The following is a 26,166-nucleotide window of genomic DNA, read 5'->3' as shown; positions in this document are numbered from 1 at the left end:
CCCCCTCGCATCCTTATTGTCGAAGGGGGGCGTATTGCGGCAAAGGCCGGACCATGGTTCGTTTTCGGCTCGGTACGCGCGGTTCGCCGCTGGCCCTCACCCAGGCGCAGATGGTGCGCGCCGCGCTGGCGGAGGCGCAAGGGTGGGACGAGGACGCGGTCGAGATCGTGCCGATCAAGACCACCGGCGATAGGGTGCAGGACCGCGCGCTGGCCGAGATCGGCGGCAAGGCGCTGTGGACCAAGGAACTGGACCGCGCGCTGTTCGATGGCGAGATCGACGCCTCGGTCCATTCGATGAAGGATGTCGAGACGGTCCGCCCCGACTGGCTGCACATCGCCGCGATGCTGCCGCGCGCGGATGTCCGCGACCGGTTGATCGGCGCGGAGACGATTGCGGGCCTGCGCCCCGGCGCGGTCATCGGCACCAGCAGCCCGCGCCGCCGCGCCCAGCTGTTGTCGCACCGGCCCGACCTGACCATCACCCTGCTGCGCGGCAATGTCGATACGCGGCTTGCCAAGGTGGCCAGCGGCGAGATGGACGCCACCCTGCTCGCCGCCGCCGGGCTCGACCGGCTGGGGCGCGATGTCGGCCACGCCGTGCCGACCGACCAGATGCTCCCCGCCCCCTCGCAAGGCGCGGTCGGGATCGAGACGCGCGCCGACGATGCCGCCGCCACCATGTTGATCGGGTCGATCGACCATGCCGAAACCCATGCCTGCGTCATGGCCGAACGCGCGCTGCTCGCCGCGCTTCAGGCCGATTGCCACAGCCCGGTCGCGGCGCTCGCCTCGCTGTCGGGGGAGATGCTGACCCTGCGCGCCGAACTGCTGGCCGAAGACGGCTCGGCGCGGGTGAGCGGCTGGGTCGAGGGCGGGCTGGACGAGGCGCTGGGCGCGCGGCTGGCCACCGATCTGCTCGACCGCGCGCCGCCCGAGGTGCGCCGCTTGTTCGCGGGCGACTGAGGCGATGACGGTCGTCGTGGTCCGGCCGGAGCCCGGCAATGCCGCGACGATCGCCGAACTGCGCGCCCAGGGGCTGGCGGCGCGCGCGCTCCCCTTCTTCGCGGCGCAGGCGGTCGCCTGGACGCCGCCCGCGCCGGACGATGTGGGCGCGCTGCTCTTCACCAGCGCGCAGGCGGTGCGGCTGGCCGGGCCGGGTCTCGCCGCGTTGAGGGACAAGCCCGTCGTCGCGGTCGGGCCCGCCACCGCCGAGGCGGCACGCGCGGCGGGCCTGACGGTGGCGCTGACCGGCGAGCGCGATGCCGCCGCCGTGGTCGCACAGGCGCGCGCGGCGGGGCTGGCCCGGCTGCTCCATCTGGCGGGGCGCGACCGGGTGGAGACGGGGGCGATGGTCCGCACCGTCTATGCCGCCGAGCCGGTGGCGGTCGACCGGGACGCGGTCCGCGCGCTGGCGGGGACGGTCGTGCTGCTCCATTCGGCGCGCGCGGCGGCGCGGCTGGCCATGCTGGTCGACGACGCGGGGCTTTCGCGCGGGGCGGTGGCGATCGTCGCGATCAGCGCGAAGACGGCGGCGGCGGCGGGCGAGGGCTGGGCGGCCAGCCGGATCGCCGCCGCCCCGCGCGACGCCGCGATGGTCGCCGCCGCGCGGGCGTTGACCCGGACCGCCGCCACGGGGATAAGCGGGGCATGAACGAATTCGCGCCTTCCGACCGACCGCCGTCGCGCGGGCCCCGTACGGGCGCGACCATCGCGCTGGTCCTGCTCGCCTTTGCCGCCGGGTTGCTGCTGATGGCCTATGCGATGCGCCACCTGAGCTGGTTCGGCGGCACCACCGCCGCCGCACCGCACGCCACCGCCGCCAAGTCCGGCACCGCGACCGATACCGCCGCCACCGATGCGACGCATGCCGCCGCCGATCCGGTCGCGCTCGCCACCCGCGAGGCCGCGCTGGCCGCGCAACTCGCCACGCTGGAGGCGCGCGCCGCCGCGATCGCGACCGACTCGACGGCGGCGGGCACCCAGGCCGCCCGCGCCGAATCGATCCTGGTCGCCGCCGCCGCACGGCGCGCGATCGATCGGGGGCAGCCGCTGGGCTATCTGGAGGAACAGCTTCGCATCCGCTTCGGGGGCAGCGAGCCGCGCGCCGTGTCCGCGCTCATCATGGCCTCGCACCAGCCGGTGACGCTGGAGACGCTGCGCCAGGGGCTGGACACGCTGGGCCCCGACCTGATCGTCAACACCAGCAATGGCTGGTGGGAAGGGCTGCGGCAGGAGCTGGGTCGGCTGATCGTGATTCGCGAGGCGACGGCGCCCTCGACCAATCCCACCGAGCGGCTGGCGCGCGCGCAGCGGCTACTCGACGGCGGACAGGTCGAGGCCGCGCGGGCCGAGGTGACCCGGCTGCCCGGCGCCGCCACCGCCCAGACCTGGCAGCGCGCCGCGCGGCGCTATGTGCTGGCCCGCCATGCGCTCGACCTGATCGAGAATGCCGCGCTGGTCGCCTCGATCGCCACGCCGTCGCCGATCATCACCAGCCCGGTGACGGTGCCCGGCCCGGCGGCCGCGACGGGCAATCCCCCGCCCGCCGCCGAGGACACCACGCCCCCGCCAACCACCTCCGCGCCGAACACGCCGTCGATCTGAACGGAGCCCGATCGCGGCCGACGCGTTGGTCCGGGTCCACGCTCCGGAGATATGCGATGATCCGCTCCCCCTATTGGATCGCCCTTGGCATCGCCCTGCCGCTGGCGGGGTGCGGCGATGGCGGTGAGGCGGGGAGCCTGCGCAACAGCGCCGCGACCCAGGCCCCCGCGCCGACCGCCAGCCCGGCGGGCACGCTCCGCACCCTGCCCGCCCCGATCAAGACCGCCGCCGAGCCCGACCGGATCCTGGCCTGCTCGGCCGAGCGGGGTCGCGCCGCCGCCGACCGGCTGGTGAAGATCTGCACTTCGGTCAGCCCTGCCACCCATCCGCCGTGCAACGTGGCAAACAGCTGCGCGATGATCGAGGACGAGATCGCCCGCAGCTGCGCGCTGCTCGGCGACGATGCCGTGACCACGCCGGGCTGTTCGGTCGCCCCCAAGAGCGACGCGGCGGCGGCGGCGGTCGTGCGGCGTTACTATGCGGCGATCAATGCGCACGACTATGCCACCGCCTGGACCCAATGGGGCCCCGATGGCCGTCCGGGCCAGCGCTTCGCCGATTTCCAGAAGGGCTTCGCCCGGACCCGCGCGACCAGCGTGACGATCGGGCAGGTACCGCCCAGCGAAGGGGCGGCGGGATCGGTCTATGCGACCATTCCCGTCACCGTCGATGCGCAGCTGACCGATGGGCGGCAACAGCGTTTCGCGGGGCAATATGTGGTGCGACGGGTCAACGACGTGCCGGGCGCGAGCGCGGACCAGCTGCGCTGGCATATCGATTCGGCGACGTTGAAGCCGGTCGCGCCGTAATCCTTGGGTTCGGCCAGAGCATCGTCGAAGGCCCGGGGAATCCGTCAAGGCGAGCGGCGGGCGTGCCCTTCGACTTTGCTCCGTGCGAATGGAGGCTGGGGGTAATTGCCCGCCCCGCCCCTCAAAGAGAGGGGTCGCGTGAATTCAGCGCAACGTCATTGCCCCCCGAGGGCCGGTCGACATTCAGCGATGCCTGCCCTTCCCTCGCCCCTCGCAGAGGGGAGAGGGTTGCGCAGACTTGGCCTTTGCAAAAGCAAAGGCTTAGTCGGAGCTGGGTGAGGGGTGGGCGCTCGCTTGGCGAGCGCGCGAGCCTTTAGGCTCGCTCGACCCCTCACCCAAGCTGCGCTAGCCAGCACGCTGGCAAGCTCCGCTAACCCTCTCCCCTGTCCAGGGGAGAGGGGAAGAAGCAATTCTGAACGGCGATCCGCCCCTAGATCGGATGCCCCTCGGTATCGCGCAGCACTTCGCGGCGACCGACATGGTCCGGCCGGCCGACGATGCCGTCGGTCTCCATCCGCTCGATCAGCCGCGCCGCCGAGTTGTAGCCGATGCGCAACTGCCGCTGGAGCCAGGAGGTCGAGGCCTTCTGGCTTTCGCACACCAGCTGGATCGCGGCGCGATATTGCTGGTCCTCGGCCGAATCCTCGCCCGTGGGTGCGCCGTCTAGCGCGAAGCTCTCCGCCGGTTCCTCGGTGACCGAGGAGATATAGTCGGGCTGGCCCTGCGCGCGCCAATGGTCCGCGACGCGGTGCACCTCGTCGTCCGAGACGAAGGGGCCGTGGACGCGCACGATGCCTTTGCCGCCCGGCATGTAGAGCATGTCGCCGCGCCCCAGCAGCTGCTCGGCGCCCTGCTCGCCCAGGATGGTGCGCGAGTCGATCTTGGAGGTGACGTGGAAGCTGATCCGGGTCGGCAGGTTCGCCTTGATGACGCCGGTGATGACGTCCACCGACGGCCGCTGCGTCGCCATGATCAGGTGGATGCCCGCCGCGCGCGCCTTTTGCGCCAGCCGCTGGATCAGGAATTCGACTTCCTTGCCCGCCGTCATCATTAGGTCGGCCAGCTCGTCGACGATCACCACGATCTGCGGCAGCGGTTCGTATTCGAGCTTTTCCTCCTCATAGACCGGCTGGCCGGTCTCGGGATGATAGCCGGTCTGCACCTTGCGGCCGAGCGGCTGGCCCTTGGCCTTGGCCGCGCGCACCTTGTCGTTGAAGCTGGCGAGGCTCCGCACGCCGACCGAGGACATTTGGCGATAGCGGTCCTCCATCGTCTCGACCGCCCATTTCAGCGCGCGGACCGCCTTGGCCGGATCGGTCACGACCGGCGACAGCAGATGCGGAATGTCGTCATACATCGACAGTTCGAGCATCTTGGGATCGATCATGATCATCCGGCACTGCTCGGGCGTCAGGCGATAGAGCAGCGACAGGATCATGCCGTTGAGGCCGACCGACTTGCCCGAACCCGTCGTACCCGCGACCAGCAGGTGCGGCATGGGGGCAAGGTCGGCGACGACCGAATCGCCCGCGATATTCTTGCCCAGGATGATGGGAAGCTGCGCGGCCTGGTCGGCGAAGCTCTGCGACGCGACCAGTTCGTGCAGCGACACCATCTCGCGCTTGGCATTGGGCAGTTCGATGCCGATGACGTTGCGCCCCGGAATCACCGCGACGCGCGCCGAGATCGCCGACATGTTGCGCGCGATGTCGTCGGCCAGCGCGATGACGCGATTGGCCTTGATGCCGGGCGCGGGCTCCAGTTCGTACATGGTGACGACCGGGCCGGGGCGCACTTCGACGATCGAGCCCTGGACGCGGAAATCGTCGAGGACGTTTTCCAACAGCCGCGCATTGCGCTCCAGCGCCGCCTTGTCGATCGTCCCCGCCGCAGAGGGCGGCGCGGGGGTCAGCAGGTCGAGGCCGGGCAGCTGATAGGGCGCATCGCGATCCGCCGCCGCCTTGGGCCGCGCGGGCGCAGGCGCGACCTGCCGGTCGGCGATGACGGGGGCGGGGCGATCCTCGCGCACCGGCACCGCCTTGCGCGCCAGGGTCAGCGGCTCCTCGTCCTCCTCCTCGTCGTCATAGAGCGCCGCATCCTCATCGTCCCAGGCCACGCCCTCGCCATCCTCGCTCAAGGCGCGACGGCGGCGCAGGCGCGCCAGCCCGCGCTCGGCGATGTCGAGTTCCAGGCTGCGTCCCCAGATCAGCGCGCCGCCGACGCCCAGCGCCAGCCCGATCGCCGCCGATCCCCAGGTGACGACCGCCGCCTGTCCGCTGAACGCCAGCGCCCAGCGCACCAGGTTCGCCACCGACAGGCCGATCACCCCGCCCCATCCGGCGGGCAGCGCCAGCACCGCCGAGTCGGAGACGAAGGATAGCGCGCACGCCATCATCGCGGTGCCGATCACCGCCTGGCGCAGCATCCGCACCCAGCGCCCCGCCGGGCGGTCGCGCCACAGCCGGGTCGCGACGATCGGCCCGACCGGCAGGATCAGCGCGACGGCGGGCCCGAACAGGGTCAGCGCGATATCGGCGATCCACGCGCCGGGCAGCCCCATCCAGTTGGCGGGGGCCGCGCCCGACGCGGTGTTGAGCGCGGGATCGCTGGCGCGGTAGCTGGCCAGCGCCAGCACCAGCATCAGCGTGACGGCGAACAGCGCGATCGCGGCGACCAGCGCGCCGCTGCGCACCGCGCCCGCCTTCACCGTCTCGCGCCATAAAACCGGCTGCGCGCGGCTGGCCATGGGATGTGATCCTTCAGGAATGTCCGAAAATGCGGGAAAATTCATCGCCCCTGACGGTTCCTACGTCAAGGCGCGGGACGGTCTGCACATTGTTTGCCGCCGCATGAAGGTCTAGGAGCATGCGCATGGATAGCGACGTCATCATCCTCGGCGGCGGCCTGGTCGGCGCGACTCTGGGTGTCGGTCTGGCCGCGCATGGCCTGTCTTCGATCATCGTCGATCCGGCCGATCCGGCGGTCGTGCTGGCCCCCGGTTTCGACGGGCGCGCCTCGGCGGTCGCCTCGGCCAGCTGGCGGATGCTCGATGCGATCGGGATCGGCGCGAAGCTGGCGGGCAAGGGTTGCGAGATCCGGCACATCCGGGTCAGCGACGGGCTGGAGCCGGGTGCGCTCGACTTCATCCCCGATGCCGATGACGGCGCGCTGGGCACGATGTTCGAGAACAAGCTGCTGCGCCGCGCGATCCACGAGGCCGCCAACGAAGCCGAACGGGTCGACCTGCGGATGCAGACCCGCGCGATGTCGGTCGAGCGTGGCCCGGCGGGCGTCACCGCGATTCTCAGCGACGGCACCACCGTCCGCGCACCGCTGCTGGTTGCCGCCGAGGGTCGCCAGTCGCCGACGCGCGAGGCGGCGGGGATCAAGGTCGCGCGCTGGTCCTATGACCACAAGGCGATCATCAGCGCCTTCCACCATGAGGTGGCGCACGAGAATATCGCATTCGAGATCTTCTATCCCAGCGGCCCGTTCGCGCTGCTGCCCCTGCCCGATGACGAGATCGGGCATCGCTCGGCGATCGTCTGGTCGGTGCCGGGGCGCGACGGCGACGCGATGCTGAAACTGTCCGACCGCGCCTTCCTGGCCGAGGCGGAGAAGAGCATGGGCGGGTTCCTTGGTAAGCTCAGCCATGCGTCCCCGCGTTCGGCCTATCCGCTGGGCTTCCACCGCGCCGCGACGATGACGGGCGAGCGGCTGGTGCTGGTCGGCGACTCGGCGCACGGCATCCACCCGATTGCGGGGCAGGGCGTGAATCTGGGCTATCGCGACGTCGCCGCGCTGGTCGAGGTGCTGGTCGAGGGCAAGCGGACCGGCATGGACCTGGGGGATGCGGCGCTGCTCCAGCGTTACCAACAGTGGCGCGGGCTCGACACGCTGATGGTCTCGGTGGCGACCGACAGCTTCAACCGCATCTTCGGTGTCCCCGGCAAGACCGCCAGCGCGGTCCGGCGGCTGGGCATCACCGCGATCAACCATATCCCGCCGCTCAAGAACCGCTTCATGGCCGAGGCGCGTGGCGAGACCGGGCAGCTGCCCCGATTGCTGCAAGGCGTGATGGTGTAACCGATCGGGAGCGATTCGATGCGGCACGAGATCATCCCCTGCCTCCGGTACGAGGATGCCCCGCGCGCCATCGAATTTCTTTGCACCGCCTTCGGCTTCGTGCGGCAGGCGGTCTTTGCCGATCCCGACGATCCGACCATCATCCATCATGCCCAACTGGTGTGGCAGGAGCGGATGGTGATGGTGTCGAGCGCGCTGTTCACGCCTCATGCCGTCGCGGCGGGATCGAAGACACCGACCCAGGCGGGCGGGGTGACGATGGGCCTGTATCTGGTCGTCGCCGATGTCGATGCCCATGCCGACCAGGCACGCGCCGCGGGTGCGACGATTATCGCCCAGCCCGAGGACAAGCCCTATGGCGGCCGCGGCTATGCCGTGCGGGACCCGGAAGGCCATGTCTGGAGTTTCGGCAGCTATGATCCCTGGGCCTGATTATCCCACCCGACCCGTCCGCCATCCGATCCGCGACCGCCGCCAGACCGGCGTAGCCCGTGGCATGGCCGCCGCGCTGGCGGTCGTGCTGCTGACCTTGCTCGTCAGCTGGAGCCTGGGCCATTCCCTGTCCGCGACCGACCGGGTGCTGCGCGCGGTGGCGGCTTCGACGGTCGCGGCCCTGTGGCTGGCGGCGGCGATCGGCCATGTCGCGGCGCTCCGCTTCGAATCGCCCGCCGACATTGATGCGGCAGCGGGGGGCAGCGTGGATTCGCCGCGAGTCGCGATTGCCAATGCCGTGCTGCGCAACACCCTCGAACAGGTGGTGCTGGCGATCCCGGCCTATCTGGCGCTCGCCTGGGTGGTGGAGGGATCGGGGGCGATGGTGCCGATGCTGGCGGCGTTGTTCTCGGTCGGGCGAACGCTGTTCTGGGCGAATTACGCGCGGGGTGCGGCGGCACGGGCGTTTGGATTTGCGCTCACCTTTTATTCCAGCGTGGCGGCGCTGGTCATCGTGCTGGTGGCGTTGGTGGGCAGACTCATCTGACCAGCCCCACCCTCCGTTCAGCCTGAGCGAAGTCGAAGGCCACACCCCGCCTTATCCGCAAGCGTCTTCCCGTGCACTTCGACTTCGCTCAGCGCGAACGGGGAGTTGGGGTAGATCGACATTCAGGATTGCTTCTTCCCCTCTCCCCTGGACAGGGGAGAGGGTTAGCGAAGCTTGCCAGCCTGCTGGCTAGCGCAGCTTGGGTGAGGGGTACAGCGAGCCGAAAGGCTCGCGCGCTCGCAGAGCGAGCGCCCACCCCTCACCCAGCTCCGACTAAGCCTTTGCTCTCGCAAAGGCCAAGTCTGCGCAACCCTCTCCCCTCTGCGAGGGGCGAGGGAAGGAAAGGCATCGTTGAATGTCGATCGCCCCCTGGACGGACACGGAATCAGAGTTCCCGCGCTTCCTCGACCAGCATCACCGGCACGCCGTCGCGGATCGGATAGGCCAGCCCCGCCGCCTCCGACACCAATTCGCGCGCGGCCTCGTCATAGCGCAGCGGTGTCCGCGTCACCGGGCAGACCAGCCGTTCGAGCAGCCAGGGGTCCAGGCTCATTGCAGCGTCACCCGATCCTCGCCGTCATGGCGACCGAAAAATTGCATCAGCTGGATGATCAGCTCGGCGCGCTGCTCCAGATCGGGCGCCTCGAGCAGCGCCTGCTTGGCGGCGATGTCGAAGGGGGCGATCTGCGCGATGCCGTTGACCAGGCTTTCGTCATCCAGCCGCCCGACCGCATCCCAATCGACGGCATAGCCCTGAAGCTCGGCGAAGCGGCGCGATTCCTGCTCCAGCGAGGCGCGGCGGCCGAGCGACAACAGGTCCTCGTCCACCACCGGCAGCAGCTCCGCCTCGACTTGGCGGAAGGGCGTCGTCACCGTCAGCTCGCGGACGATGCGGAACAGCGACACCCCCTCCAGCACGAGGTTGTAGCGGCCATCCTCCATCGCCTCGACCTCGGCGATGCGGCCGACACAGCCCATCTGGTAGAGGCTGGGCGTGTCGCCGTCGCCCGAGGGCTGGACCATGCCGATCCGCCGGTCGCGCGCCATCGCGTCGGAGACGAGCGCCCGGTAGCGCGGCTCGAAGATGTGCAGCGGCAGCGGCATCCCCGGAAAGAGGATCGCACCCGCCAGCGGAAAGATCGAGAGCCGCGCCATGGGGCGTTATCCGAACAGGATGGCGGACAGCCGCCGCCGCTGCTGCGACACCCAAGGGTCGGTCATGCCGACCACCTCGAACAGCTTGAGCAGCTGCTGGCGCGCGGCATCCTCGTTCCAGCTGCGGTCGGCGGCGACGATGTGGAGCAGATTGTCCGCCGCGCCGTCACGGTCGCCCGCCGCCATCTGCGCGTTCGCCAGCGCGAACCGCTTCTCGTGATCGTCCGGATCGGCCGCGACCTCGGCCGCCAGACCGGCATAATCCGCCGCCGGCGGGGCCGAACGCGCCAGCGCGACGGCGGCCATCGCGCGGTGGATGGCGGGGTCTTTGGCGAGTTCCTGCGGCAGCGCCTCGGTCGCGGCCTCGGCCTCCTCGACCCGACCCGCGCCGAGCAGCGCGCGGATATGCCCCGACAGCACGGCGGGATGGTCGGGCGCCATGTCGAGCAGCTGCTGGAAGATCGACACCGCGCGCTCGGCGTCACCGGCCTCCAGCACTTCCTCGCCCATCGCGATCAGCGGTTCCAGCTCGGCCGCCGCGTCCGCCGCCTCCGACTGGATCGGCAACTGCTTGAGCAGCTGGTCCAGCGTCGCGCGCAGCGCGCTCTCGGTGCGCGCGCTGGTCAGGTCGGCGACCAGCTGCCCCTGGAACATCGCATAGACGGTCGGGATCGAGCGGATCTGGAATTGGTTGGCGATGAACTGGTTCTTGTCGGTGTCGATCTTGGCCAGCACCACGCCCTTGTCGGCATAGTCGGCGGCGACCTTTTCCAGCGTCGGGCCCAGCGCCTTGCACGGCCCGCACCATTCCGCCCAGAAATCGAGGATGACCAGTTTGGTCATCGACGGCTCTACGACATCGCGGCGGAAGGCGGTGACGGCCTCCTTCTCGGCAGGCGACATTCCCAACGTGGCCAAAAGACGCTCCTTTACGTGTTGCCCACCCTATGTGGGCGAGGGCGGTCGGTAATGAAAGGCCGAAGCCGCAATCAGCCGTTCAGCCGTGCGATCGTCCGGTCGCGCCCGATCAGCGGCAGGAGCGCGGCCATGTCCGGCCCCTGCGCGCGGCCGGTCAGCGCGAGGCGCAGCGGCAGGAACAGCGTCTTGCCCTTGCGCCCCGTGGCGTCCTTCAGCGCGGCGGTCAGCGCGTGCCAGGGGTCGTTCGCCCAGTCGATCCGCGCGGCGACCTCCGCCGCCTGCGCCAGATAGGCGCGGTCGTCCCCAGCGGGCTCCGGCGCATCGACCGGCCCCTCGATCACCTGCCACCAGTCCGCCGCCTCGGCGACGGTGGCGAGGTTCGGGCGCACCGCCTCCCATTCCGCCTCGCCCATGCCGGTGGGCAGCCGATCGGCGACCGCTTCGTAAGGCGTCTGGTGCAGGATACGCGCATTCAGCTGCGCCAGTTCGCCCTCGTCGAACCGCGCGGGCGCGCGGCCGAAGCGCGTGAAATCGAACCCGGCGATCAGCGGGGCCATGTCGGCGACCGGCTCGACCGGATCGCTGGTCCCGATCCGTGCGAGGAGCGCGCGTACCGCCTGCGGCTCGATACCGATTTCGCGAAAGTGATCGACGCCCAGCGAGCCGAGTCGCTTGGACAGCTTGCCCTCGTTGCCGGTCAGCAGCGCGGCATGGGCGAAGCGCGGCAGTTCGGCCCCCAGCGCCTGGAACATCTGGATCTGGAGCGCGGTGTTGGAGACATGGTCCTCGCCGCGGACCACCTGGGTCACGCCCATGTCGATATCGTCGATCACCGAGGGGAGCATGTAGAGCCATGTGCCGTCGGCGCGGCGGATCACCGGATCGCTCATCGTCGCGGGGTCGAAGCGCTGGGCCCCGCGCACCGCATCGTCCCATTCGATCGCCGCGCCGTGATCGAGCTTGAACCGCCAGTGCGGGCGAACGCCCTCGCCTTCCAGCTTCGCCCGATCCGCGTCGGTCAGGGCCAGCGCGGCGCGGTCATAGACCGGGGGCAGGCCGCGTCCGAGCTGAATCTTGCGCTTCAGGTCGAGTTCCTGCGCGCTTTCATAGGCCGGATAGACATGGCCGCTCGCGACCAGCTCGGCGAAGCGCGCCTCGTACAGCGCGAAACGCTGCGACTGGCGGACCTCCGCATCGGGGTTCAGCCCCAGCCACTGCAAATCCGCCCGGATCGCATCGACATAGCGTTCCTCGCTCCGCTCGGCATCGGTGTCGTCGATGCGCAGCAGGAAGCGCCCGCCGGCCTTTTGCGCGTACATCCAGTTGTGCAGCGCGGTGCGGATATTGCCGACATGCAGCCGCCCGGTGGGCGAGGGAGCGAAACGGGTCACGGTCATGCCTCGCGCCATAATCCGGGAATCGCCTTTGCGCTATTGTGACAGCGCGATTAAAGGGGCCGCGAGTAACGGGCTGTCTGCGGGGACGGGTGACACCATGAAATTGATGACCGGCAATTCGAACCTGCCGCTGGCGAAGGCGATCTCCTCCTATCTGGAGGTGCCGCTGACGGAAGCGCTGGTGCGCCGCTTCGCCGATGAGGAAATCTTCGTCGAGATCCAGGAGAATGTGCGCGGCGAGGACGTGTTCGTGATCCAGTCGACCGGCTATCCGGTCAACGACAACCTCATGGAACTCCTCATCATGATCGACGCGCTGAAGCGCGCGTCGGCCAGCCGCATCACGGCGGTGATCCCCTATTTCGGCTATGCCCGCCAGGACCGGAAGCCCGGGCCCCGCACGCCGATCTCGGCCAAGCTGGTGGCGAACCTGATCACCGTGGCGGGCGCCGACCGCGTCCTGTCGGTCGACCTGCACGCGGGGCAGATCCAGGGATTCTTCGATATCCCGACCGACAATCTCTATGCCGCGCCGGTCATGTCGGCGGACATTCTGGCGCGGTTCAAGAACGACAATCTGATGGTCGTGTCGCCCGACGTCGGCGGCGTGGTCCGCGCGCGCCAGCTCGCCAAGCGGCTGAACAACGCGCCGCTCGCCATCGTCGACAAGCGTCGCGAGCGCGCAGGCGAGTCGGAGGTGATGAACATCATCGGCGACGTCGAAGGGCGCTTCTGCATCCTGATCGACGATATCGTCGACTCGGCGGGCACGCTGTGCAACGCGGCGGCCGCTTTGCGCCAGGCGGGGGCGCAGGACGTCGTCGCCTATGTCACCCATGGCGTGCTGTCAGGCGGCGCGGTGGCGCGGGTCGATGGTTCGGAACTGCGCGAGCTGGTCATCACCGACTCGATCGGCAACCACGACTCGATCGGCACCACCGCCAAGATCCGGCACCTGCCCATCGCCCCGCTGCTGGGCGAGGCGATCAAGCGTATTGCGGACGAGACGAGCGTGTCGAGCCTGTTCGATTGAGTCTTTGACGGGCGCAAGTCGTAGGCGTTTCGTGCGCGGCTGGCCCCCACCCCAAACCCCTCCCCCCTACCGGGAGGAGGGGCTTAGAATACGCGCAAGCCGGTCGAACCAGGCACGCCCCTCCCGCAGGCGGGAGGGGATGGGGGAGGGTCGGGTCTAGGCGAGACGATCACGGCACTCGCTCTAGAAAAAGTCAGCGATTGCCCAGCGCGACGATATGATCGAACACCGCCGGGTGGAGCGGCTTGGAAAAGGCGCAGCCATAGTTGAACCGGTCGCGCCAGGCGATCACCGCCTCCAGCGGGGCGAGCCCCGGCAGAGTCAGCCAGACGATCGTGCCCGGCCACAGGGTGAAGCTGGTCTCGGCCCGGAAACCCTCTTGCGACAGGTCGACCACGTCGATCTCGAACCGGGTCTGCCCCTTGTCGCGCAGATGGGCCCGCATCCGCACCGCCTGCCGAAGCGAGCGGCGAAGTTCCTGGCCTTGGACGGGCTCGAAGGGCGGTGTGAAGACCGGTTTTTCCATGACGCTCCCGCTATGGCCAAACAAGGTTACTTTTCCGTCAACGCGGCATCCCGGACGTCCGCCGCACCAGCCGGTCGCCGCACCCCGGCATGCGCGCGGCGCTTCAACTCCGCCTTCAACGCGTCGGGGCGCGGCGCGACCAGGAAACCGAAACTGACCGTGCCCTGCTTGGTTTCCACGACATGGTGCAGCCGGTGCGCCTGGATGATCCGCTTCATATAATCGGACTTGGGCAGATAGCGGGTCGGCAGCCGCTTGTGCACGATCACGTCATGGAACCCGAAATAGATCGCGCCATAGGCCGCGATCCCCGCCCCGATCCAGGTGAAGCCGCTCCACCAGCCCAGCTGCGCGCCGCCCAGGATCATCACGAAGGACGGCACCGCGAAGATCGCCGCGTACAGGTCGTTCAGCTCCCAGTTGCCGGTGCGCGGGCGATGATGGCTTTCGTGCAGGAACCAGCCCGGCCCATGCATGATCCAGCGATGCGCCGCATAGGCGAATCCCTCCATGAAGATCACGGTGCCGAGGAACAGGAGAATGCCGAGAGCCCAGTGCATCGGACCGATATAGAACAGCCGCACGGAATTTGCTCGCATTTCCATACATCGCGCGGATCGAACGACATGACGCACCGCGTTTCGCACTTGCGATGCAATTGCAATAGAACGCTTTCGGGGTGGATTTGTGGCCCGGCCTGTGCTTTAGCGCGAAGCAATTTCCCTAGAACCACCCGAGAGGCGGAAGGCTAGCGCATGAACATCCACGAATATCAGGCCAAGGAATTGCTCGCCAAGTTCGGCGTGCCCGTCCCCGCCGGCTTCGCCGCGATGACCGTCGAGGAGGCCGTCGAGGCGTCGTCCAAGCTCCCAGGACCGCTCTACGTCGTCAAGGCGCAGATCCATGCGGGCGGCCGCGGCAAGGGCAAGTTCAAGGAACTCGGCCCCGACGCCAAGGGCGGTGTCCGCCTGGCCAAAACGCCTGAGGAAGTCCGTGCGCACGCCACCGACATGCTGGGCAACACGCTGGTCACCATCCAGACCGGCGAAGCGGGCAAGCAGGTCAACCGCCTGTACGTGACCGACGGCGTCGACATCGCCAAGGAATTCTACCTCGCGCTGCTCGTCAACCGCGCGACCGGCCGTGTCTCGATGGTCGCCTCGACCGAGGGCGGCATGGACATCGAGACCGTGGCGCATGACACGCCCGAGAAGATCCACTCGATCGACATCGACACCGCGACCGGCTTCATGCCGCATCACGGCCGCGCCGTCGCCGCCGCGCTGGAACTGACCGGCGACCTCGCCAAGCAGGCCGCGAACGTCGCGTCGAAGCTGTACGCCGCGTTCCTGGGCACCGATGCCGAGCAGATCGAGATCAACCCGCTCGCCGTCACCGAGGACGGCAAGCTGATGGTGCTCGACGCCAAGGTCGGCTTCGACGGCAACGCCATGTTCCGTCACAAGGACCTGATGGAACTGCGCGACACCACCGAAGAGGACGCGATGGAGCTGGAGGCGTCGAAGTACGACCTGGCGTACATCAAGCTCGACGGTGACATCGGCTGCATGGTCAACGGCGCCGGCCTCGCCATGGCGACGATGGACATCATCAAGCTGAACGGCATGTTCCCGGCCAACTTCCTCGACGTCGGCGGCGGCGCGAACAAGGAGAAGGTCACCGCGGCGTTCAAGATCATCCTGAGCGATCCCGCCGTGAAGGGCATCCTGGTCAACATCTTCGGCGGCATCATGCGCTGCGACATCATCGCCGACGGCATCGTCGCGGCGGCGAAGGAAGTGAACCTGCAGGTTCCGCTGGTCGTCCGCCTCGAGGGTACGAATGTCGAGAAGGGCAAGGAAATCCTCGCCAATTCGGGTCTCGCCATCGTCCCCGCCAACGATCTGGGCGACGCCGCCAAGAAGATCGTCGCCGAGGTTCAGAAGGTCGCCTAAACCGCACCTTCGGCCCCTGACGGACCGATATAAGGGGGCTCGGGCGGAAACGTCCGGGCCCCTTTCTCGTTGGTCGGGCGTAACTCTTGCGATGCGGTCGCAAGCCCGCCAAAGACGGCGGCATGATGGGCTATCCAGCCGGGAAGGAATCGCGATGAAGATCGTCGTGCCCGTGAAGCGGGTGTTGGATTATAACGTGAAGCCGCGTGTGAAGGCGGACGGGACGGGCGTCGATCTGGCGAACGTGAAGATGTCGATGAACCCGTTCGACGAGATCGCGGTGGAAGAGGCGATCCGGCTGAAGGAGAAGGGGGCGGCGACCGAAGTGGTCGTCGTCTCGATCGGCGAGCCCAAGGCGGCGGACACGCTGCGCACCGCGCTTGCCATGGGGGCGGACCGCGCGATCCTGATCACCGCCGACCAGGCACCCGAGCCGCTGGGCGTCGCCAAGCTGCTGGCGAAGGTGGTCGAGGAGGAACAGCCCGGCCTCGTGATCCTGGGCAAGCAGGCGATCGACGGCGACAACAACCAGACCGGCCAGATGCTGGCCGGGTTGCTCGGCTGGGCACAGGGGACGTTCGCGTCGAAGGTCGAGATCGAGGGACAGAGCGCCAACGTCACTCGCGAGGTCGATGGCGGTCTGGAGACGGTGGCGCTGACCCTGCCCGCGATCGTCACGACCGACCTGCGCCTGAACGAGCCGCGCTATGCGTCGCTCCCCAACATCATGAAGGCCAAGTCCAAGCCGATGGCGACCAAGACCGCCGCCGATTACGGCGTCGACATCGCGCCTCGACTGACGATCACCCATGTCGCCGAACCCGGCAAGCGCCAGGCGGGCGTCAAGGTCGGCTCGGTCGACGAACTGGTCGAGAAACTGAAAGCACTGGGAGTGGCCAAGTGAAGACGCTGGTATGGGTCGAGCATGACGGCGGGGCCGTCAAGGATGCCACGCTGGCAACCGTCACGGCGGCGGCCAAGCTGGGCGAGGTGCACCTGATCGTCGCCGGGCAGGGCGTCGACGGCGTGGCGCAGGCCGCCGCGAAGATCGCGGGCGTCGGCAAGGTCCATGTCGCCGACGATGCGGCCTATGCGAACGCGCTCGCCGAAAACGTCGCGCCGCTGATCGCCGAGCTGATGGGGCATCACGACGCCTTCCTCGCGCCCTCGACCACCACCGGCAAGAACATCGCGCCGCGCGTCGCAGCCCTCATCGACGTGATGCAGATTTCGGACATCCTGTCGGTCGAGGGGCCGGACAGCTTCACCCGGCCCATCTATGCGGGCAACGCCATCGCGACCGTCAAGACGACCGACGCCAAGCTGGTCCTGACCGTCCGCACCACCGCCTTCGAAAAGGCGGCGGCCGAGGGTGGTTCGGGCACTATCGAGGCGGTCGGCTCGACCGGCGATGCGGCCAAGTCCCGCTTCGTCGGCGCGGAGAAGGCCGAGAATGCCCGGCCGGAACTCACCAGCGCCAAGATCATCGTCTCGGGCGGCCGCGCGCTGGGCTCGGAGGAGCAGTTCCACGCGCTGATCGATCCGCTCGCCGACAAGCTGGGTGCCGCCGTCGGGGCATCCCGTGCGGCGGTCGATGCGGGCTATGCCCCCAACGACTATCAGGTCGGCCAGACCGGCAAGATCGTGGCACCCGAAGTCTATGTCGCGGTCGGCATCTCGGGCGCGATCCAGCATCTGGCGGGGATGAAGGACTCCAAGGTCATCGTCGCGATCAACAAGGACGAGGATGCGCCGATCTTCCAAGTGGCGGACATCGGCCTGGTCGGCGATCTGTTCACCGTCGTGCCGGAACTGACCGACAAGGTCTGAGAGTAGTTCGCGCGGAGGCGCGGAGGACGCGGAGAGGGTTTCTTCTCCGCGGAAACCAACATTCCTCCCCGGCAAGGGGAGGTGGCAGGCCGAAGGCCTGACGGAGGGGTGTCAGCGCCAACGAGAGTGCGACACCCCTCCACCCAGCTTCGCTGGTCCCCCTCCCCTTGCAGGGGAGGATTTGGAACTTCCCTTTCGTCTCCACCCGCGCGACACTCGCCGCCATGATCGGCCGTCATCTTCGCATCACCGGGCGCGTGCAGGGCGTCGGATATCGTTACTGGTTTCTGGGTCGTGCCGAAACGCTGGGGCTGAGCGGCTGGGTTCGCAACCGGGGCGACGGCTCGGTCGAAGCGGTGGTCCAGGGTCCCGAGGACAAGGTCGCGGCAATCGTCGCCGAGGCCCGGTCGGGACCGCCCGCCGCGCGGGTCGATCAGGTCGACACCGCCGAGCAACCGGTCGATGCCATGCTCACCCGATTCGAGCAGCGCCCGACATGCTGATCGCGCTCTTCCTCGCCCAGGCCGCCGATCCCGCCGTCACGCGCCGCGTCGACTCGGTCCTCGCCCGCGCGCCGATCGTCGACGGGCATAACGACCTGCCCTGGGAGCTGCGCGACACGAGCGTCACCCCCGAGTCACCCTCGCTCGCGACCGACACCGCCGCGCTGCCCCATCCGCTCCAGACCGATCTGCGCCGGCTGAAGCGCGGCGGGGTCGGCGGGCAATTCTGGTCGGTCTGGATTCCCGCCGACGTCACCGGCCCGCGCGCGGTCGAGATGACGCTGGAACAGATCGACCGCGTCCACCGCCTCGTCGCCGCGCATCCCGACCGGATGGCGATGGCGCGCACCGCCGGGGACGTCCGCCGGATCGCGCAGACGGGCCGCATCGCCTCGCTGATCGGGGTCGAGGGCGGGCACCAGATCGACGGGCGACTGTCAGTGCTGCGCCAGTATAAGGCGCTGGGCGTCGCCTATCTGACGCTGACCCATGGCCATAGCCTGGCCTGGGCCGATTCCTCGACCGATGCGCCGATCGCCAATGGGCTCAGCCCCTTTGGTCGGGCGGTGGTCGCCGAGATGAACCGGATCGGCATGATCGTCGATGTCGCGCATGTCTCGGACGCGACGATGGCGGCGGTGCTCGACATCAGCAAGGCGCCGGTCATCGCCTCGCATTCCGACGCGCGCGCGCTGGCCGATGCGCCGCGCAACATCCCCGACGATCTGCTCCGCCGGATCGGCGCGGGCGGCGGGGTGGTGATGGTGAATTGCTATCCCGCCTTTCTATCCAGCGCCTGGCGGGCCTGGGATGCGGCGCGCACCGCCTATGCCCGGTCGGTCGGCGTGCCCGCCAATGTGTATGGCGCGCGCAGTCCCGCGCCGCTGGTCGCCTGGGACGCCGCGAACCCCGCCCCGCGCGTGACCGCGACGATGGTCGCCGACCATATCGAGCATATCGCCCGGATCGCAGGGCGCGGCGCGGTGGGCTTTGGCGGCGATTATGACGGGATCAACGGCACCGGGCCGGAGGGGATGACCGGCGTCGACGGCTATCCGCTGGTGCTGGCCGAGCTGGTCCGGCGCGGGTGGAGCGATGCCGATCTGGCGGGTCTGACCAGCGGCAATATCCTGCGCGTGATGGCGCAGGTCGAGGCGGTGGCGAAAGGCCTCAGTGCGACAGCACCGGACGATTCGATCGATCCGCTGGCCCGTTGAGCGTGTCTCCGGCGAATCGCATCGCGACCAGCCAGATCGCAAAGCCGCCCAGCGCCAGCCCGCAGCCGACATAGCCGGTCGAGGTCCAGCCCAGCCCGTGCGCGATCGCCAGGCCGCCCGCCCAGGGGCCGATGGCATTGGCGGTGTTGAACGCCGAATGGTTGAGCGCGGCGGCCAGCCCCTGCCCCTCGCCCGCTACGTCCATCAGCCGCGTCTGGAGCACCGTGCCCAGCGCGCCGCCCAGCCCGATGGCAAAGACATTGGGCAGGATCGTCCACAGGCTTCCCGCCGCCAGCGGATAGAGCGCCAGCATCGCCGCCGACCAGAGCAGCAGCCCCCCGGCCGTCGGCATCAAGGCGCGGTCGGCGAAGCGCGGCACGACGATATTGCCGATCGTCATCCCCAGCCCGAAGACCGCCAGCACCAGCGGGATGGTCGCGGTGGACGTGCCCGTCACCTCGGTCAACGTCGCGGCCAGATAGGTATAGACCGCGAACATGCCGCCAAAGCCGATCGCGCCGATGGCGAGCGTCAGCCAGACCTGCCCGCGCCCCAGCGCCGCCAGTTCGCGCCGGATGGTCGCGCCCTCGTCCGGCCGGTCATGCGGCGCAGCGATCCAGACCAGGGTCGCGGTCAGCAGCGCGAGCCCCGCGACCACCCCGAACACCCAGCGCCAGTTGAGCCACTGCCCCAGCATCTGTGCCAGCGGCACGCCGATGACCGTCGCCACCGTCAGCCCCAGCATGATCCGCCCGACCGCGACCGTCCGTCGATCCTCGGGCACCAGCGAGGCGGCGACCAGCGCGGCGATCCCGAAATAGGCGCCGTGCGGCAGGCCGCTGAGGAAGCGGAAGAACAGCATCCAGTGATAATCGGGCGCCAGCGCGGACAGGCCGTTGCCGACCGCGAACATCAGCATCAGCGCGATCAGCAGCGTGCGCCGCGCCAGCCGGGCCGACAGCACCGCCAGCATCGGCGCCCCCACCACCACGCCCAGCGCATAGGCGCTGATGACATGGCCCGCGGTCGGCGCATCGATGCCCAGCCCGCGCGCCAGATCGGGCTCCAGGCTCATCGCAGCGAATTCGGTGGTGCCGATCGCAAAGCCGCCCACCGCCAGCGCGGTATGGACGATGCCGGGGGGAAATGTCCGCGCCATCATGCAGTCCTTTCGCGAACCCATATGTTGCACCGCAGCACAGGGTGCAACCGGGGAGAAGCTTCTTTCTGATTTTGAAGGGGATTTTTCGTTCCCCGGGGTCGCGATCCCGCTTCGCCCGGTACGGCCGCGATTTTGACGTTGAACCGGCCAAATCGGACAGGCAGTCTTCCGGTCGGCAAAGGGAGATTGCCGGGGGTGGACGGAATCATCGCGGGGATCGATGTCGTCACGCGTGAGCTGTTGCTCTTCGCGGGCGCTGGGCTGCTGATCGGGGGATTGGACGATCTGCTGGTCGACTTGCTGTATCTGGTGCGGCGGATCGGGTTCCGGGACGCGGCCCCGCTTTGCTGTGACGATCTGCCGCCGCCGACCGCGCCGGGGCGGATGATCGTCTTCATTCCCGCCTGGGACGAGGCCGAGGTGATCGGCGCGATGCTGACGACCGCACTCGCACGGTTCGACCATGCCGATTACCGGCTTTATGTCGGGCTCTATCCCAACGACCCCGCCACGATCGGCGCGGCGGCGGATGTGGCGGAGCGGGATGCGCGCGTCCGGCTGGTCATCGGTGGTCGCGACGGACCGACGACGAAGGCGGATTGCCTCAATAGCCTGTGGCACGCGCTCGAACGCGACCGCGACGTCGAAGCCTTTGCGGTCAAGGCGATCGTCCTACACGACGCCGAGGATGTCGTGCATCCCGCCGAGCTGTCGGTGTTCAACTCGCTGATCGAGGGCCGCGCGGTGGTGCAGTTGCCGGTGCTGCCGCTGGTGATGCCCGGATCGCGGCTGGTGTCGGGTCACTATGCCGACGAGTTTTCGGAGAGCCATCGCAAACAGCTGGTCGTCCGGACCTGGATCGGGGCGGGGATGCCGCTGGCGGGAACCGGATGCGCGATCGCGCCCGCGATGCTGGCGGAGATCGCCGCGCGGCGCGGCGGCGATCCGTTCGATTCGACCAGCCTGACCGAGGATTATGAACTGGGGCTGCGGATCGCGGAGCTGGGCGGCGAGGGACTGTTCGCGCGGGTGACGGATACAGATGGCGAGATCGTCGCCGTCCGCGCCTTCTTTCCCGCCGACCTGGTCGCCTCGGTCCGGCAAAAGGCACGGTGGATGACGGGCATCGCGCTGGTCGGTTGGGACCGGACCGGCTGGGGTCGACCGATGGCATTGGGCGATCACTGGTGGCGGCTGCGCGACCGGCGCGGACCGCTGGCCATGCTGGTGCTGGCGGCGGCCTATCTGGGGTTGTTCGCCGACGCGCTGGCGATCGTCCTGCACGCGGTCGAGAATGTCGCCCGGCCGCCGATCGATGCCGGACTGCGCTGGCTGTTCCTGGCCAACGGACTGCTGCTCTGGTGGCGACTGGCGGTGCGGATGCGCTTTACCGGGCGGACGTACGGGATCCGTGAGGCGTTCTGGTCGCTACCGCGGTTCATCGTCGGAAACTTCGTGGCGCTCGCCGCCGCGCCGCGTGCGATGATCCGCTATCTGCTGATCCTGCGCGGGCGGCCGGTGATGTGGGACAAGACCCGGCATGTCTTTCCGGACATGGCGACCCCGCCATGAGCGGGCGGCCGCTGCGCTTTCTGGGCGGTACGCTGGCGCTATGGACGCTGGGGCGGGTCGCCTTCCTCCTGCCGTCTGAGCAGGAGCTGGTCTTGGCCAGCCCGATCCCTCCTGCGAAAGCGACATCGCCGGGACAAAGGGCAAAGCCGGTTCGGCAGCCGGTCATCATGGCAGATCGAGAAGCGATCCCGAGGACGCGGCCCCACAGCCCTGCGCTCGCAGAGCCGTCCGCATCATCGACGGCAGCCCCGCATGCTTCGGAGCCGGAAATGACTCCGGAAGGCGAACTTCACCCCTTGCCCTCCTCTCCTATCCCGCCCTCTTCTGTCCTGCCGTCATGGCCCGCCCAACCCGCCCCGCCGGACCGATGGAGCGCCAGCCTGTGGGCGGTCGCGCGTCCGGGCAATGGTGCGCCCTTGCCCGGCGGTCAGCTGGGCGGGTCGCAGGCGGGACTGCGGCTGCTACGACGCCTGGACCACGCGGGACACCTCGCGGCGAGCCTTCGGGTTTCCGCACCGCTGGACGGGATCGGGTCGGAGATGGCGCTGGGGTTCGACTGGCGGCCAGCGCGCGCACTTCCGCTCCGCATCATCGTCGAACAGCGGCTGGCACTCGATTCGGGGAAGAACGGCACCGCAATGCTCGCCGTGACCGGCTTCGGCCCGCGTCCGGTGGCGCCGGGGATGATCGTTACCGCCTATGCGCAAGGCGGCGCGGTCGCGCGGGGAACGGTCGACCCCTTTGCCGACGGCGCGGCCCGGGTGACGACGCCGCTGGCGGTCGGCATCGACCTCGGGCTGGGCCTGTGGGGCGGGGCGCAGCGCGAGGTGCGGCGGCTGGATATCGGTCCCACATTGGGGGTGGGCGTGCCGCTCGCCGGGCGGTGGGTGCGCCTGTCGCTCGACTGGCGACAGAGGATCGCGGGGCGCGCCGCGCCGAACTCGGGCCCGGCCCTGTCGCTGGCGGGCGATTTCTGATCCGCCGATACTGTTCGGCAAGGCCTATCGGGCTATAACGCCGCCGTGGACCTGTATCTTCCGATCGCCAACCTGTCGGTCAACGCGCTCGTCATCGTCGCGCTGGGCGCGGGCGTGGGCCTGTTGTCGGGCATGCTGGGGGTCGGCGGCGGGTTCCTGACCACGCCGTTGCTGATCGTCTATGGCATTCCCCCCACCGTCGCCGCCGCCTCCGCCGCCAGCCAGGTGACGGGGGCCAGCGTCTCGGGCGTGTTCGCGCATTTCCGGCGCGGCGGGGTGGATGTGAAGATGGGCGGGGTGCTGGTCGCGGGCGGCATCATCGGGTCGTTCGCGGGGGCCTGGATCTTCCGCCTGCTCCAGGCGAGCGGACAGATCGATACGGTCATCGCCATCGTCTATGTCCTGATGCTCGGCTGGATCGGATCGGTCATGGCGCGCGAGGCGACGAACGCGATCATCGCGCAGCGGCGGGGCGTGGCCCAGCGCGCAGCGCGGCGACGGCATCACCCGATGGTCGCCGCCCTGCCCTTTCGCACGCGCTTCTATGCCTCGGGGCTCTATATCTCGCCGCTGGCACCGCTGCTGCTGGGCTTCTTCATCGGCATCCTGACCATATTGCTGGGCGTGGGCGGCGGGTTCATCCTTGTCCCTGCGATGATCTATATCCTGGGCATGGCGACCAATGTCGTGCTGGGCACCTCGCTGTTCCAGACGCTGTTCGTCACCGCCGCCGCGACCATGGTTCATGCGACCACGACCAAGGCGGTCGACATCGTGCTGGCCGCGCTGCTCCTGATCGGTTCGGTGACGGGCGCGCAGGTCGGGGCGAAGCTGGCGACCAACGTCAAACCCGAATATCTCCGCCTGGCGCTGGCGGTCATCGTCCTGCTCGTCGGGTTGCGCATCCTGCTGGGGCTGGTCTGGCGGCCCGAAGAAATCTTCACGGTCCAGCTGCTGTGAGGAAGGCCGCGCTCCTGACGCTGCTCGCGCCGCTGCTGATGGGGCAGGCCAAGCCGGTGCTGGTCCCCGACGTGTCGCAGCGCGATATCGAGATCGTGTACAGCTTCACCGGCGCCGAGCTGCTGCTGTTCGGCGCGATCCTCTATCCCGGCGGTCGCCCGCCCAGCGACGACCGGCCGACCGATATCGTCGTGGTGGTGAAGGGCCCGACCCAGTCGATCCTGATCCGCGAGAAGGAGAAGATCGCCGGGCTGTGGGTCAATGCCGGGCGGCTGCGCTATCAGTCGGCGCCGTCTTTCTACGCCATCGCCTCGTCCCGCCCGATCAACCGGATCGTCGACGACCGGACGCGCGCCATCTACGAACTGGGGCTGGACAGCCTGCAGCTTTCCCCCGCCTCCAACGCCCCCGCCAATGTGCAGGCGCGGTTCCAGGCCGGGCTGGTCGACCAGCGCCGCCGTGCGGGGCTATATGTCGAGGCGCCGCGCGCGGTCGAGATCACCGACAATGTCCTCTACCGCGCACGCGTGACCATCCCCGCGCGCGTGCCGGTGGGACGCTTCACCGCAGAGACGTTCCTGATCCGCGACGGCCGCGTGCTGGCCGCGGCGGTGCGCGATATCGACATCCGCAAATCGGGGTTCGAGCGGTTCGTCGCGCGCGCCGCCGACCGCGCCGCCATTCCCTATGGCCTGACCGTGGTCGCGCTCTCGGTCCTGCTCGGCTGGACCGCCGGGTGGATCGCGCGGCGGGTTTGAGGCGGGTCGATACGGCTTCTTAAGTCTTTGATCCCTAACGGTCGGGGCTGATTCCTCCCCCTGACCGGATATGTGCTGGCCGATGCACGCCCCCCTGCCCCGACCGTCCGAAACGCTTTCCCATGACACGCCCGCGATCGGCTGGCTGCTCGGCATCGCAGGCGCTGGCGGGCGCGTCCTGCTCGACCGCGAGGCACTGGCCCTGCTGTCCGGCCATGCCGATCCCGTGCTGGCGCAGGCCGGGCAGGTCGCGACCCCGGTCAAGCTGCGCCATGGCGAGCGCTGGATCGTGGGCAGCATCCGCTCGCTGACGCTCGACCCGGCACAAGACGCCGCCGCCATCGCCGCCGAGATCGAGCTGATGGGCGAGGCGATGCGCAACCCCGAGACCGGCGAGCTCTACGGCTTTCGACGCGGCGTCACCGCCTATCCGATGCCGGGCAGCACCGTCCATGCGGTCTCGGTGACCGAACTGGCGGCGATCCATGGCCAGCGCCATGCCACCACCGTCCGGATCGGCACCGTCCATCCGGGGCGCAGCGTGCCCGCGATGCTGGCGGTGGACGCGCTGCTGGGCCGCCATTTCGCGATGCTGGGATCGACCGGCACCGGCAAGTCGACCGCGACCGCGCTGATCCTGCACCGTATCTGCGCGCTCGCGCCGCTGGGCCATGTCGTGATGATCGATCCGCACGGCGAATATGCCCGCGCCTTTTCCGACCGGGGCGAGATCCACGATGTCGGCAATCTGCGCATGCCCTATTGGCTGATGACCTTCGAGGAACATGCCGAGATGCTGCTCTCCGCCGGTCCGGCCGAACGCCAGGCGGAGGTCGACATCCTGGCCCGCTGCCTGCTTGCCGCGCGGATGCGCAACCGGGCGGCGGCCGAGCTGCCCCGCGTCACCATCGACACGCCCATCCCCTATCTGCTGTCCGACCTGACCGCCGCGATCGCGCAGGAGATGGGCAAGCTGGACCGCGCGGGCGATACCGCGCCCTATCAGCGGCTGAAGGCGCGGATCGAGGAGGTGAAGGGCGATTCCCGCTATGCCTTCATGTTCTCCGGCATGTTGGTCGCGGACACCATGGCGGCCTTTCTGGGGCGCATCCTGCGCATGCCGGGCGGATCGCGGCCGATCTCGATCATCGACCTGTCGGGCGTCCCTTCCGAGGTGACGAGCGTGGTCGTCGCGATGCTGGCGCGGATGATCTTCGACCATGCGATCTGGTCGCGGCCCGAGGATCGCCGCCCCGTGCTGATGGTCTGCGAGGAGGCGCATCGCTATAGCCCCGCGCATGCCGAACGCCATTCGGCGGCGGGGCGCATCCTGTCGCGCATCGCCAAGGAGGGGCGCAAATATGGCGTCTCGCTGGGGCTGGTGACCCAGCGTCCCTCCGATCTGGCCGAGGGCGTGCTGTCGCAATGCGGCACGATCATCGCGATGCGGCTGAACAACGAACGCGATCAGGCGGTGGTCCGCGCGGCGATGCCCGAAGGCGGGCGCGGCCTGCTCGACACCATCTCGGCGCTGCGCAACCGCGAGGCGATCCTGTGCGGCGAGGGCGTCGCCCTGCCGATGCGCGCGAGCCTGGACACGCTGGACGAGGAGCTTTGCCCCGCCTCCGGCGACATGACGATCACCGAGCTATGGGCGCGTCCCGCCCGCGGGGATGCGATGCTGGCCGACACCGTCGCCCGCTGGCGCGGGGCGGGGAAATAA

Annotated in this window: 26 protein-coding genes; 18 read left to right on the top strand and 8 right to left on the bottom strand. The window is 69.0% G+C overall.

Annotated features, from left to right (window positions below; all coding sequences use genetic code 11):
• Positions 1-53 precede the first annotated feature (53 nt).
• From hemC to QE360_RS06200, 4 genes are read left to right on the top strand one after another with little or no spacing between them, the layout of a single operon-like run.
• Positions 54-965, top strand: a complete 912-nt coding sequence (gene hemC, locus QE360_RS06215; protein WP_309700097.1) for a hydroxymethylbilane synthase — start codon at positions 54-56, stop codon at positions 963-965.
• Positions 966-969: 4 nt separating this feature from the next.
• The gene (locus QE360_RS06210) at positions 970-1,653 is read left to right on the top strand and encodes a uroporphyrinogen-III synthase (protein ID WP_309700095.1); all 684 of its coding nucleotides are present in this window, start codon (positions 970-972) and stop codon (positions 1,651-1,653) included.
• Positions 1,650-2,606, top strand: a complete 957-nt coding sequence (locus QE360_RS06205) for a hypothetical protein (protein ID WP_309700093.1) — start codon at positions 1,650-1,652, stop codon at positions 2,604-2,606. The genes QE360_RS06210 and QE360_RS06205 overlap by 4 nt, the downstream gene beginning before the upstream one ends.
• Positions 2,607-2,662: 56 nt before the next feature.
• A complete protein-coding gene (locus QE360_RS06200; protein WP_309700091.1) occupies positions 2,663-3,415 on the top strand; it encodes a hypothetical protein in 753 nt (250 codons plus the stop codon).
• Between the two features lie 430 nt (positions 3,416-3,845).
• Here the strand turns inward: QE360_RS06200 and QE360_RS06195 are convergent, their stop codons facing one another.
• Positions 3,846-6,161 (bottom strand): DNA translocase FtsK 4TM domain-containing protein, encoded by a 2,316-nt coding sequence (locus tag QE360_RS06195; RefSeq protein ID WP_309700089.1) that lies wholly within the window; start codon positions 6,159-6,161, stop codon positions 3,846-3,848.
• A gap of 125 nt (positions 6,162-6,286) precedes the next feature.
• On the opposite strand from QE360_RS06195, the gene QE360_RS06190 reads away from it, so the two are divergent.
• The 3 genes from QE360_RS06190 to QE360_RS06180 are packed head-to-tail and all read left to right on the top strand — an operon-like array spanning position 6,287 to position 8,480.
• Positions 6,287-7,501 carry a UbiH/UbiF/VisC/COQ6 family ubiquinone biosynthesis hydroxylase gene (locus QE360_RS06190; RefSeq protein ID WP_309700087.1) on the top strand — a complete coding sequence of 405 codons (1,215 nt, stop codon included), beginning with the start codon at positions 6,287-6,289 and terminating at the stop codon, positions 7,499-7,501.
• 18 nt (positions 7,502-7,519) lie between these two features.
• Positions 7,520-7,933: a VOC family protein gene (locus QE360_RS06185; protein ID WP_309700085.1), complete on the top strand. Its 414-nt coding sequence runs from the start codon at positions 7,520-7,522 to the stop codon at positions 7,931-7,933.
• Positions 7,917-8,480 (top strand): MAPEG family protein, encoded by a 564-nt coding sequence (locus QE360_RS06180; RefSeq protein WP_309700083.1) that lies wholly within the window; start codon positions 7,917-7,919, stop codon positions 8,478-8,480. Before QE360_RS06185 ends, QE360_RS06180 begins: the two co-directional genes overlap by 17 nt.
• Positions 8,481-8,865: 385 nt before the next feature.
• Here the strand turns inward: QE360_RS06180 and QE360_RS06175 are convergent, their stop codons facing one another.
• The 4 genes from QE360_RS06175 to gltX form a co-directional block, all read right to left on the bottom strand.
• Entirely contained in the window at positions 8,866-9,033 is a 168-nt protein-coding gene (locus QE360_RS06175; RefSeq protein WP_309691260.1) for a Trm112 family protein, read from the bottom strand.
• Complete coding sequence (locus QE360_RS06170) at positions 9,030-9,635, bottom strand: LON peptidase substrate-binding domain-containing protein (RefSeq protein WP_307101727.1); 606 nt, start codon at positions 9,633-9,635, stop codon at positions 9,030-9,032. Before QE360_RS06170 ends, QE360_RS06175 begins: the two co-directional genes overlap by 4 nt.
• A gap of 6 nt (positions 9,636-9,641) precedes the next feature.
• A complete protein-coding gene (locus tag QE360_RS06165; RefSeq protein ID WP_307104684.1) occupies positions 9,642-10,538 on the bottom strand; it encodes a tetratricopeptide repeat protein in 897 nt (298 codons plus the stop codon).
• An 86-nt stretch (positions 10,539-10,624) separates the two neighbouring features.
• Positions 10,625-11,950, bottom strand: coding sequence for a glutamate--tRNA ligase (gene gltX, locus QE360_RS06160; RefSeq protein WP_309700081.1), 1,326 nt, complete (start codon positions 11,948-11,950; stop codon positions 10,625-10,627).
• 97 nt (positions 11,951-12,047) lie between these two features.
• Here gltX and QE360_RS06155 point away from each other — a divergent pair, with 97 nt between their 5' ends.
• Positions 12,048-12,983 carry a ribose-phosphate pyrophosphokinase gene (locus QE360_RS06155; RefSeq protein WP_309691267.1) on the top strand — a complete coding sequence of 312 codons (936 nt, stop codon included), beginning with the start codon at positions 12,048-12,050 and terminating at the stop codon, positions 12,981-12,983.
• 193 nt (positions 12,984-13,176) lie between these two features.
• On the opposite strand, the gene QE360_RS06150 is transcribed toward QE360_RS06155, so the two are convergent.
• Both QE360_RS06150 and QE360_RS06145 read right to left on the bottom strand, forming a co-directional pair.
• Complete coding sequence (locus QE360_RS06150) at positions 13,177-13,509, bottom strand: pilus assembly protein PilZ (protein WP_309700079.1); 333 nt, start codon at positions 13,507-13,509, stop codon at positions 13,177-13,179.
• Between the two features lie 26 nt (positions 13,510-13,535).
• Positions 13,536-14,069 (bottom strand): sterol desaturase family protein, encoded by a 534-nt coding sequence (locus QE360_RS06145; protein WP_309704085.1) that lies wholly within the window; start codon positions 14,067-14,069, stop codon positions 13,536-13,538.
• Between the two features lie 195 nt (positions 14,070-14,264).
• Between QE360_RS06145 and sucC the strand changes: the two genes are divergently transcribed.
• The 5 genes from sucC to QE360_RS06120 all read left to right on the top strand — a co-directional run bounded on the left by sucC (position 14,265) and on the right by QE360_RS06120 (position 19,014).
• Complete coding sequence (gene sucC / locus QE360_RS06140) at positions 14,265-15,464, top strand: ADP-forming succinate--CoA ligase subunit beta (protein WP_309700077.1); 1,200 nt, start codon at positions 14,265-14,267, stop codon at positions 15,462-15,464.
• A 154-nt stretch (positions 15,465-15,618) separates the two neighbouring features.
• Entirely contained in the window at positions 15,619-16,368 is a 750-nt protein-coding gene (locus QE360_RS06135) for an electron transfer flavoprotein subunit beta/FixA family protein (protein ID WP_309700075.1), read from the top strand.
• Entirely contained in the window at positions 16,365-17,294 is a 930-nt protein-coding gene (locus QE360_RS06130; protein ID WP_309700073.1) for an electron transfer flavoprotein subunit alpha/FixB family protein, read from the top strand. The genes QE360_RS06135 and QE360_RS06130 overlap by 4 nt, the downstream gene beginning before the upstream one ends.
• 224 nt (positions 17,295-17,518) lie before the next feature.
• On the top strand, positions 17,519-17,797 hold the full coding sequence (locus QE360_RS06125; protein WP_309700071.1) for an acylphosphatase: 279 nt from the start codon (positions 17,519-17,521) through the stop codon (positions 17,795-17,797).
• Positions 17,791-19,014, top strand: coding sequence for a dipeptidase (locus tag QE360_RS06120; protein WP_309700069.1), 1,224 nt, complete (start codon positions 17,791-17,793; stop codon positions 19,012-19,014). Before QE360_RS06125 ends, QE360_RS06120 begins: the two co-directional genes overlap by 7 nt.
• Here QE360_RS06120 and QE360_RS06115 read toward each other — a convergent pair.
• Positions 18,968-20,173: an MFS transporter gene (locus QE360_RS06115; RefSeq protein ID WP_309704083.1), complete on the bottom strand. Its 1,206-nt coding sequence runs from the start codon at positions 20,171-20,173 to the stop codon at positions 18,968-18,970. The genes QE360_RS06120 and QE360_RS06115 overlap by 47 nt on opposite strands.
• A gap of 198 nt (positions 20,174-20,371) precedes the next feature.
• On the opposite strand from QE360_RS06115, the gene QE360_RS06110 reads away from it, so the two are divergent.
• The 5 genes from QE360_RS06110 (at position 20,372) to QE360_RS06090 (ending at position 26,166) form a co-directional block, all read left to right on the top strand.
• Positions 20,372-21,748 carry a glycosyl transferase family protein gene (locus QE360_RS06110; RefSeq protein ID WP_309700067.1) on the top strand — a complete coding sequence of 459 codons (1,377 nt, stop codon included), beginning with the start codon at positions 20,372-20,374 and terminating at the stop codon, positions 21,746-21,748.
• Between the two features lie 416 nt (positions 21,749-22,164).
• Positions 22,165-22,725 carry a hypothetical protein gene (locus QE360_RS06105; RefSeq protein ID WP_309700066.1) on the top strand — a complete coding sequence of 187 codons (561 nt, stop codon included), beginning with the start codon at positions 22,165-22,167 and terminating at the stop codon, positions 22,723-22,725.
• A gap of 45 nt (positions 22,726-22,770) precedes the next feature.
• Positions 22,771-23,685, top strand: a complete 915-nt coding sequence (locus QE360_RS06100; protein ID WP_309700064.1) for a sulfite exporter TauE/SafE family protein — start codon at positions 22,771-22,773, stop codon at positions 23,683-23,685.
• Between the two features lie 38 nt (positions 23,686-23,723).
• The gene (locus tag QE360_RS06095; protein WP_373424719.1) at positions 23,724-24,443 is read left to right on the top strand and encodes a TIGR02186 family protein; all 720 of its coding nucleotides are present in this window, start codon (positions 23,724-23,726) and stop codon (positions 24,441-24,443) included.
• 82 nt (positions 24,444-24,525) lie between these two features.
• A complete protein-coding gene (locus tag QE360_RS06090) occupies positions 24,526-26,166 on the top strand; it encodes a helicase HerA domain-containing protein (protein WP_309700060.1) in 1,641 nt (546 codons plus the stop codon).

The sequence above is a fragment of the Sphingomonas sp. SORGH_AS_0789 genome (assembly GCF_031453055.1).
GTDB lineage: Bacteria > Pseudomonadota > Alphaproteobacteria > Sphingomonadales > Sphingomonadaceae > Sphingomonas.
Note: the sequence above shows the minus strand (reverse complement) of the source record. Positions and strands in the feature narration are given on the sequence as shown.